The sequence below is a fragment of the Bradyrhizobium sp. CCBAU 51745 genome (assembly GCF_028128715.1).
Lineage (GTDB): Bacteria > Pseudomonadota > Alphaproteobacteria > Rhizobiales > Xanthobacteraceae > Bradyrhizobium > Bradyrhizobium manausense.
The window spans coordinates 56,229-65,746 of record NZ_LBJP01000068.1 but is presented as its reverse complement, the minus strand read 5'-3'; the positions used below and the strand labels follow the sequence as shown (position 1 = coordinate 65,746).

11 protein-coding genes are annotated in these 9,518 nt (G+C 57.7%); all 11 read left to right on the top strand.

Annotated elements, in window-relative coordinates; genetic code table 11:
• A partial coding sequence (locus XH98_RS16690) for a methylmalonyl-CoA mutase family protein (RefSeq protein ID WP_271619292.1) occupies positions 1–661 on the top strand: 661 nt, incomplete at its 5' end.
• A gap of 472 nt (positions 662–1,133) precedes the next feature.
• On the top strand, positions 1,134–1,493 hold the full coding sequence (locus XH98_RS16685) for a VOC family protein (RefSeq protein WP_271619291.1): 360 nt from the start codon (positions 1,134–1,136) through the stop codon (positions 1,491–1,493).
• A 38-nt stretch (positions 1,494–1,531) separates the two neighbouring features.
• The gene (locus tag XH98_RS16680) at positions 1,532–2,059 is read left to right on the top strand and encodes a flavin reductase family protein (RefSeq protein ID WP_271619290.1); all 528 of its coding nucleotides are present in this window, start codon (positions 1,532–1,534) and stop codon (positions 2,057–2,059) included.
• A 250-nt stretch (positions 2,060–2,309) separates the two neighbouring features.
• Complete coding sequence (locus XH98_RS16675; protein WP_271619289.1) at positions 2,310–3,179, top strand: branched-chain amino acid ABC transporter permease; 870 nt, start codon at positions 2,310–2,312, stop codon at positions 3,177–3,179.
• A gap of 13 nt (positions 3,180–3,192) precedes the next feature.
• On the top strand, positions 3,193–4,194 hold the full coding sequence (locus XH98_RS16670; protein ID WP_271619288.1) for a branched-chain amino acid ABC transporter permease: 1,002 nt from the start codon (positions 3,193–3,195) through the stop codon (positions 4,192–4,194).
• A complete protein-coding gene (locus tag XH98_RS16665; RefSeq protein ID WP_271619287.1) occupies positions 4,191–4,916 on the top strand; it encodes an ABC transporter ATP-binding protein in 726 nt (241 codons plus the stop codon). The genes XH98_RS16670 and XH98_RS16665 overlap by 4 nt, the downstream gene beginning before the upstream one ends.
• Positions 4,909–5,628, top strand: a complete 720-nt coding sequence (locus tag XH98_RS16660) for an ABC transporter ATP-binding protein (protein ID WP_271619286.1) — start codon at positions 4,909–4,911, stop codon at positions 5,626–5,628. Before XH98_RS16665 ends, XH98_RS16660 begins: the two co-directional genes overlap by 8 nt.
• A 197-nt stretch (positions 5,629–5,825) precedes the next feature.
• Positions 5,826–6,587: an enoyl-CoA hydratase/isomerase family protein gene (locus tag XH98_RS16655; RefSeq protein ID WP_271619285.1), complete on the top strand. Its 762-nt coding sequence runs from the start codon at positions 5,826–5,828 to the stop codon at positions 6,585–6,587.
• A gap of 6 nt (positions 6,588–6,593) precedes the next feature.
• The gene (locus XH98_RS16650; RefSeq protein ID WP_271619284.1) at positions 6,594–7,361 is read left to right on the top strand and encodes a creatininase family protein; all 768 of its coding nucleotides are present in this window, start codon (positions 6,594–6,596) and stop codon (positions 7,359–7,361) included.
• Between the two features lie 216 nt (positions 7,362–7,577).
• Positions 7,578–8,708, top strand: a complete 1,131-nt coding sequence (locus XH98_RS16645) for an LLM class flavin-dependent oxidoreductase (protein WP_271619283.1) — start codon at positions 7,578–7,580, stop codon at positions 8,706–8,708.
• Positions 8,709–8,737: 29 nt separating this feature from the next.
• Positions 8,738–9,517: an enoyl-CoA hydratase/isomerase family protein gene (locus tag XH98_RS16640; protein WP_271619282.1), complete on the top strand. Its 780-nt coding sequence runs from the start codon at positions 8,738–8,740 to the stop codon at positions 9,515–9,517.
• Position 9,518: the final 1 nt, after the last annotated feature.

Here is a 9,518-nt window from a genome sequence, read left to right as displayed (position 1 = left end):
GGCCGCGCTCGCCGCGTTGACCCGCTCGGCCGGCGAGGGTAACGGCAACCTGCTCGCGCTCGCGATCGATGCGGCACGGGCCAAGGCAACCGTCGGCGAAATCTCGGACGCAATGGAGAAAGTGTTCGGCCGGCACCGCGCCGAGATCAAATCCATCACCGGCGTCTACAAGCGGGAGGCGTCCAGCATGGGCAACCCCGTCGAGAAGGTTCAGGCGCTGATCGACGCGTTCGAGGAGGCCGAGGGCCGCCGGCCGCGCATCCTGGTCGCCAAGATCGGCCAGGACGGCCACGACCGCGGCCAGAAGGTGATCGCCTCGGCCTTCGCCGATATCGGCTTCGACGTCGATATCGGGCCGCTGTTCGCCACCGCGGACGAAGCCGCGCGCCAGGCGGTCGAGAACGACGTGCACATCCTCGGCGTCTCCTCGCTCGCTGCCGCCCACCTCACCGCCGTGCCGGAGCTGAAGGCCGCGCTGAAGAAGCAGGGGCGTGAGGACATCATGATCATCGTCGGCGGCGTGGTGCCGCCGCAGGACTACGACGCGCTCTACACGACCGGCGCCGAAGCCATCTTCCCGCCCGGCACGGTAATCGCGGACGCCGCCGAGGAGCTGATCCGAAAGCTGAATGCGAGGCTGGGGCACAGCGAGGCGGCATAGCCTGAATACGAGCTCGCAGGAATAGACGTAGGCGCAACGGAAGCGCTCATCGGCAAGATACAGGCGACAATTCAAGAATTATGCTTTGAGAGAGATGAGCTGCGAAAGATGCAGCCGAGTCCGACAAAGGGTAGGGAAATGGTGAATCCGCGAGCTGGCGCAGGGTAGAAGTTGCAGTGCGAGAGCTTTTTCAATAGCTCTGCTGGAATGAGCGGCAGAGTTGCCTCCAAGTCTGCACACTTCGATCAGAACAGTTTGAAACGAGAAAAAACGAAACCATCTCCTCTCGCGCTACGGGATGGCGGAGGCGGAGTCTTGCGTCCGAAAGTAACAGCATAAAATGCTGATTGATCATGCGGGGCGAGACGACTTTGAACATTAATGCCGAAGGGACAGCGCAACTATGATCACAGAATTTTAGCCCTCGGTGCAGGCGTTAAACAACGGTCTACGCCAAGCAAGGAGTGAGAAGATGAAGCTTAAGCACGTCTATCTTACCGCTCCGGTACCCGAAGCATTAGCCCGGTTTTACGAAGCGCTTGGATTGACGATCCGCTTTGCCGACGCCGGCAAGTGGATTCAGTTCGCAGAGGATAAGGCCGCCTTTTGCTTGGCAAGTCCGGCGGAATCCGCGTCCGAGCAGTCTCGGAATGCTGTCGTTGTATTCGAGGTGGAAGATATGGACGCTGCGCTTGAGCGAGCGCGGGCCCAGGGCGCTGAGCTCGTCGGTAAAGTTCGGGATATGGGAGCGCATGGCCGGGTGGCCCATTTGAAAGATCCGCAACGGAACACAATTCAGTTCTTTCAGGCCGTGGTCAGGAAGGGCAGCTAACCGACTATCGGTTCGATCTATCGGGGAAGCCTATCACCATGAACTTCCGAGTGTCGCCTATGCCTAGTCAAGAAATCCCGGCGTTCAGTAGCAAGGAGTTCCGCAGTGCAATGCGCAACGTGCCGGGTGCAGTGTCTATCGTGACTACCGGGGTGCAACCTGGCAGGCACGGTTTGACGCTGACCGCCGGCTGCTCATTGTCGACCGAGCCATCGAGCGTGCTCGTCTGCGTGAATAAATCGGCTGGCGGTCACGATACGATAAAGCAGAGCAGATCATTTTGCTGGAATATCCTCGCGGCGGATCACGCCGAGCTGGCAAGAAAGTTCTCGGGTCAGGACGGCAGCAAAGGTGACGTACGCTTTACCGAGGGTTTGTGGCGCAAACTAATTACGGGAGCGCCAAGTCTGATCGATGCGATTTGTAGCTTTGATTGCCGATTGTCTGATTTTCACGACGCTGGCAGTCACACAATCTTCGTCGGTGAGGTGGTCGCACAGGCGATAAACGCGGATCGCGAACCCCTCGTCTATGTGAAGGGCGAATTCACAGTACCGAGACGTTAGAACGTCGACTAGTCAGGGGCCGTGCTGGAGGCTTGGTGGCTCCTGGCACGCCGCTTCTATGAACTGCTGTTTAGCGCCGATAAAGTTCAATTCTGGAGCAAGGGGCGGCAATGAGTGTTGAGGGGACCAGGCGGAAAGCCCTTAGCGAAGTCATCTCGATTTGGAGCGATCGAGGCCGGGTGCCAGTCGCGTGCTCAGGCATCCTAATGACTTGGCTCCGGTGTCCACTCGTACCGGCCGATGCTCAATAATGTTGTCACTTTGGCTAAACGTTCTTGCGGGCGGCATTCTGCTTGGTCTCGTCTATGGCCTGGTGGCGCTGGGGTTGACCATCATATTCGGCGTGATGCGGGTGGTAAACTTCGCTCACGGCGAGATGGTCGTCTTCGGCGTCTATATCGGATACTGGGCGGTCCGTCTCTGGAACGTCCCGACTATCGCCGCGGCGGCAATAGCTGCGGTCGTCATGTTCCTTTTCGGGTACCTCCTCGAAGCCCTGATAGTGAAGCGGTTCGTCAACCGGCCTCATCATTACCAGTTTATTGTATTCATAGGCCTATCGCTGCTCTTTAGCGGCGTCCTTCTGGTCGCCTTCGGGCCTGACCCGCGTCCGACTGCCTCTCAACTGTCGTTTCGCACTGTATCACTCGGCTTCGTGTCGCTCGATCTGGCGAGATTGCAGGCGGCGATCACCGCAGGTCTTCTTATCGCTCTGCTGGGAGTATACCTCCGGTTTTCCTCGTTTGGCCGGGCGTTGCGAGCGGCCGCAGACAACCGGTTGGGAGGCCTTGTCGTTGGATTGAACATTCCCCGGGTCTATGGGGTGACGTTTGGAATCGGTGCTGCCTGCGCCGGTGCGGCCGGCGCGCTGATATCTCCTCTGTTTGATGCCCAACCCTATCTCGCTGTTGACTTCACTCTTCTGGCTTTCGTGACGGTCATCGTCGGTGGTCTCGGCAGCTTCAGCGGAGCGCTGCTGGGAGGCCTCGTTATCGGTGTCGCCGAGGCGATTGCGGCGCTGATGTTCACACCGTCAATGAAAACGGCGCTTCCGTATGCGCTCCTCATCATCATCCTGATTTTCCGTCCGAGAGGGCTCTTCGGTGCAAAAGAGATTTGATGGCGGGCCTGAAATGAAGCGGTGGCTTGCTGGAGCGATGGTCTTCGTCGTTCTTACGTTGGTCGGCTCATTTGCAGATCCGTACTTTATCTCACTGATGACGATCGTGTTGCTATTCGCTTTCCTGGGGCAGTCCTGGAACTTGATGCTCGGAATCGGCGGGCAGCTATCTATTGGCCATGCACTTTTCGTTGGGCTAGGGGCCTATTCGGTTGGCGTCCTCTACGTAAAGTATGGAATCTCGCCGTGGATTGGCCTCTTCCTTGGAATGATCATTGCCGGGTCAGTCGGTGCGGTATTGGCGTGGCTGAGCTTCCGCTTCGAAGTGCGCGGAATCTATTTCGCGCTGCTGACAATTGCGGCTGCGGAGTTTGCCAGGATCATCTTCAGTGGATGGGAATTCGTTGGCGCAATGCAGGGGCTATTCTTTCCGGCGCCAACTGGCGAGATCGAAGTCTCAATGCTCCGAGGCGGAGCTCGCTTTTACTACTTTGTCGCTCTTGCACTGGCCGCGCTGGGAATCGCGGGGACTGAACTCATTTCACGATCCTACCTCGGATACGTGTGGCGAGCGATGCGAGACGATGAACCGGCCGCACGAGCGCTCGGCGTCCGCACTTTCCGGCACAAGATTCTTGTGATCTCTGTATCCGCCGCAGCGGCCGCGGCCGGTGGTGGGGTTCTGGGACTCGTGCAAGGGTCGATATTCCCGGACTCGATCATGGGTATGGGGCTCTCCGTTGATGTGCTGATCGGACCTGTGGTCGGTGGACTGGGTACGACGTTCGGTCCTCTGATTGGTTCGCTTGCTGCGATCCCTCTGAACCATTTGATGAGTGCCATCGGCGACAATCTTCGGATTCCGGGGCTGAACAACATCTCGTACGGCATTGTCCTCATTTTGGTCGTCTGGTTTCTGCCAGATGGCATCTGGCCGGCGATCGTGCGTCTCTGCAAAGCAATTCAGGCGCCATCCCGACTGTGGTTGCCGCATCTGAGAAAGGCCGAGGAATGACGGCTTTATTGGAAGTGAAGAACCTCTCTCGATCGTTTGGGGGATTGGTTGCGGTCAAGGACGTCAACTTCACGCTAGAGGCCGGACGTATTACTGCGCTCATTGGGCCGAATGGCGCGGGAAAGACGACCTGTTTCAACCTTGTCGCCGGCTCCCTGAGCCCGACCAGCGGGCAGGTGTTCTTCGAAAGACGCCAGATCGACGGTACCCCTCCGGAGATTGTCTGCAGGATGGGTATCGCCAGAACATTTCAAATCGTTCGACCAATGCGCGATATGTCCGTGCTCGAGAACGCAATGGTGGGCGCCTTCAGCTGGACCAAAAGCGTAAAGGAAGCCAAATCGAAAGCCTACGAATCCCTTGAAAGCGTCGGACTTGCCGGCAAGGCCAATGCGCGGACGGACCAGCTAACGCTTCCGGATCGGAAAATGCTGGAGACGGCGAAGGCGTTATCCACCCGGCCAAAACTGTTGTTGCTGGATGAAGTAATGGCGGGCCTTCGACCGACAGAAGCGGCGGGTGTAGTCCGAGTGCTGCAGGCACTTGCCGAAGGCGGCCTGACGATCCTCCTGGTCGAACACGTCATGCGGATCGTGATGGAAATCGCGTCGAACGTCGTCGTACTTCATCACGGTGCCAAGATCGCGGAGGGAAGTCCCGCAGAAGTGGTTGCCGATCAGAAGGTTCTTGATAGCTATCTGGGAGCAGGCTTCCATGCTTGACGCGGCGCTCTTATCGATTGACGGGCTCTCTGTTGCCTACGACGGATCGTGCGCACTAAACGGTGTCTCGCTGCAAATACGAAAAGGAGAGTTGATCAGCGTCGTTGGGGCGAATGGTGCAGGGAAAACGTCGCTCATCAGATCAATCTCGGGTATCGTACGGTCTTCGAGTGGCACCGTAAAAATGAACGGCGTCAATATTACTGGGCTGCCCCCATGGGAGATCTGCGAACGCGGTATAGCGCAGGTCGCCGAGGGTCGACAAATTTTCGGCAGCCTTGCTGTCGAGGAAAATCTTTTGCTAGGCGGATCGCTGAAGCGCGCGAAGGCCCATCAGCTCGAGACGCTTGAGTTCGTCTACAGGCTCTTTGAGAGACTGCGGGAGCGTAGATGGCAACTGGCCGGGACGCTATCCGGGGGCGAACAGCAGATGTTGGCGATCGGACGTGCGATCATGTCGAAGCCCGAAATCGTCATGTTCGACGAGCCGTCGATTGGGTTATCGCCTGCACTGACAGATGTGATGTTTGGCGTAGTGAAATCGCTCCACGACCAAGGGATTACAGTGCTTCTGGTCGAACAGAACGTGGCGAAATCCCTTGCCTTGAGCGATCGCGGCTACGTCCTGGAGAATGGTTCAATCGTACTGCACGGATCGAGCCACGAATTGCTCAACAATTCCGAGATTCAACGCGCATATCTCGGAGTGTAGCGGAGCTGTGGCGCAAATTGCGCCGAGCATTATGCGCTCTCTCTTGCTCAACGGCCCCACGGACCAGCGGAATTGCACAGCCGTCAAAGCAGATGATGCCGCGATGTGCCACTGGGGCAACGTTTTGTGTTAATGCTTACCGACGGTGAAGCGGTGTACAGCAATCAATTCCGAGGTACGTGGCCTAGACTCTACTCATGGTACAGGATGACGCCCTCTTAATCGATCGCGACCTTGACATGGTCACAATGACCATGAACAGGCCTCCGGCAAACGCGTTGAACAACGGACTGGTTGAGCGCTTGCTGGAGGCCTTTCGAGCGCTTGGCAGCCAGGCGGCGCCGCCAGGTATTGTTCTGACTGGTCAGGGTGCCCGGTTCTTCAGTGCAGGCGGCGACATAAAGGAAGTGACGGGCATCGAGATATCCCGCCCTCGTATGAGGTCGTTCCACGCGCTTCTTTGCGAGATGGAGCGATATCCAGCGCCGTTCGTGTGTGCCGTCCGAGGTTACGCTGTCGGCGGCGCGTTGGAATTTCTTCTGCACGCCGACTACGTGGTCGCCAATGGCGAGTGTAAGATCGGGTTCCCGGAAATCAACCATGGTCTTTTGCCTGCGGCCAAAGGCATGCGGAAGGCAGTGCAGAAACTGGGGCTTCGTGATGCGCGAGCGCTGCTATATTGGGGCGATCTGGTCGATGCAAGGAAAGCACTTGAGGTCGGAGCCGTCGACGAGATTGCAGCGACGTCGGCCGTGACGTCGCGGGCGTTAGAAGTGTGTAAGCACCTTCGCGGAAAGGATCAAAGGCTATTTGCGGCCATCAAGCGCTCGCTGAACCTGACGGACCAGATGGACGACGCCTCCCTTGAGGCGATGACAATTGAGGATCTTGGGGCCTACCTGACGGGAGACAGTTCGGCAGACGCGCGGGCCCGATTTCTGTCGAAAAAAGCAAAGTAGGCATCGATGACCGAATTCGCTTCTTCCGATGAAGTTCGACTGGAGTTGATGAATTTTGAGCAAGTGTCGGCCGCCCTGGCGCAGGGGACGTCGACGATCCTGGTACCGTGCGGGGCCGTCGAGCAACATGGACCGCATCTTCCTCTTTGCATGGATGCCGACCACGCTGATGCGCTCGCATCGAAGGTGGCACGGCATCTTGGAAATGCTTTGGTCGCACCGACAATCAAGGTCGGCTGCTCAGCTCACCATCTCGTCTTTCCCGGCACGATCTCCCTTCGTCCTGAAACGTTCGAAGCAATCTGCCTGGACTACTGCACAAGTCTCGCTCGGCACGGTTTCAGGCGAATCCTGCTGTTCTCAGGGCATATCGGCAATTTTCCGTTTTTGCGCGACATGCTCCCTCGGCTGAGACTCGCCCTGCCGCAAGGCGTCGAGGTCGACGCATTTTTTGACTCCATTGCTTGGATCGACAGGTGGCGAAGCGCGGTCAAAGAGGCTGGCGCAGACCCAGATGCGGTTGGCGGGCATGCCGACATAGCCGAGACATCGCTTATGCTTTATCTCCGCCCTGACACCGTCCGGCTGAATCGGTTTGAAGCAGGGCATCTTGGCGCGCTCTCTGAAGAGCAACTTCAGTCCATGTGGAGAAACGGCATTAAGTCGATCACCGTCAACGGCATCATTGGCGACCCGCATGGTTCAACTGCCGAAATTGGCGAGCGATGCCTTGAAGGAATAGCTGAACTCCTCGTCACCTATTTCGGCAGATGAGTCGAGGCGCGATGAGCGCATCCAGACCGAACAGGGTACCACACGCAAATAGTTAAGACGCGGCGGTGGGCGACATAGTTGTCCCGAGACGCCATATGGTCAGCTGCGCGCAGCACATAATTTGGAAAGTCGTGTGACGACGCCCTGCATTCGAACGAAAATGTCGCTGCGCCCATGAAATGCTGGCCATCTCGAAACTCCCTGAGGATTAAGAAGATGGCACTTACGTTCGGGTTTTGGTCGGAGCAAGAAACCCAGGTCGGGCAGAGCTATGCGCGCCGGCTTCATGAACTAGTGGACGAGGTCCGCCTCGCTGAAAAGATGGGGTTCGATTGCGCCTCTCTCTCTGAACAACATGTCGCGTTGGGCGGCATTTCGAGCTCGGCGCCGGAAGTAGTCTACGGCTACCTCGCTGCCGTCACCTCACGCATCAAGCTGAGGCCGGCGGTCACTCTGATGCCGCAGAAGATCAATCATGCCTTGCGGACCGCGGAGCGTTTGGCGGTGACGGACATTCTCTCGAACGGTCGCATGGAGTTCTACGCCGGTCGAGCCAATACCACCATCGCGATGCGCGCGTTCAACGTCGATCCCGGTGAAACGCTCGCTCAGATGGAGGAGGGAATCGCGCTTCTGAAGAAATCGATGCGCGAAGACATCTTCACCTTCGAGGGCAAGTACTACCAGGTTCCGCCGCGAATGCTTGTGCCGAAGCCCCTGCAGAAGCCCCATCCGGTCATCGGCATTGCTGCAACAAGCGAACGCAGTCACAGCTGGGCCGGAGCCGAAGGCCTCGCTGTCATGAGCAATTCAATCTACCAGGGATGGGAAGTCCAGGAAAAGCTGCTCAACTCCTATCGTCGATCCTGGAAGCACGACGAGCTTGGGCCGCTCGAGCGCCCACGCATCGGCATTCCGCTCTTTTGTGGGATTGGTCCTACGGATCAGAAGGCGAAGGAAGACTACGCCGAGCCGTTGATGAACTATGCAAAGATCTCGACCGACGCTTATCCACGGTTGGCAAAGATTGCCGATGATTACGCGTACATGAGCGAGAGCGTACCCGCCATGGAGCGCGCCGCCAAGGACTGGGACTATCTGCTCAATCACTCGGCAACTACGGTCTGCGGAAGCCCCGATACCGTCATTCGACAGATCGAAAAGTTCCAGGCATTGGGCGTTGATGAGGTCCTTCTGCATCTCGACTCTGTGAATCACGAGAAGATCATGGAAGCGATCGAAATGGTCGGGCGCTATGTAATCCCGCACTTCAACGACAGAAACAATGTCGTGCGACCGACGGAAGAGATCCTCGGTCAGATCCGCGCCATGCGGCCGCAAAAGTAGAGTTACCAGGAAAGCACGGGAGCAGACCAATGTCGAAGCAGGGCTACAAATATCTGATTGTCGAGCGGCGGCCTAGCGGTGTTGCCATCGTAACGATGAACCGCCCGGAAATCCTGAATGCGATCAACTGGGATATGCACCACGAGCTGGAGCGCGTCTTCGTCGAGCTGGACGACGACAAGGCGACACGCGCAATCGTGCTAACGGGCGCCGGACGCGGCTTCTGTTCCGGTGGTGATCAGAAGACGCTCGACAAGAGCCCGATTCCTTCGCCGACCCGAGGTGGGCGTCATCTGATTCGGAATATGCTGGAAGTCGAAGTCCCGATCGTTGCTGCGGTCAACGGCGTCGCCGTTGGTCTCGGCGCGACGCTCGCGCTCTTCTGCGATATCATTTTCGCAAATCCAACAGCACGGTTCGCCGATACGCATGTTACTGCGGGCGTCGTCGCGGGCGATGGCGGGGCTGTAATCTGGCCTCTTCTGATGGGACCAGCCCGTGCGAAACACTATCTCATGACCGGCGAATTCATTTCCGCGGAAAAGGCGGCTTCCATCGGAATGATCAACGACGTCATCACCGACAGAGACGTCAAGGAGGCCGCGATCGAATACGCGGAGATGCTCGCGAGCGGCCCAAAGGAAGCAATCATTTGGACGAAGTACAGCGTCAACAAGATCATCAAGCAGTATGCACACCTGCTGCTGGATACCTCAACGGCCCTGGAGACTATCACGTTCGCTTCGCCAGAGCGCAGAGATGCGGTCGCCGCTTTCGCCGAGAAGCGCAAGCGTTTCGCGGAGCGGTGAA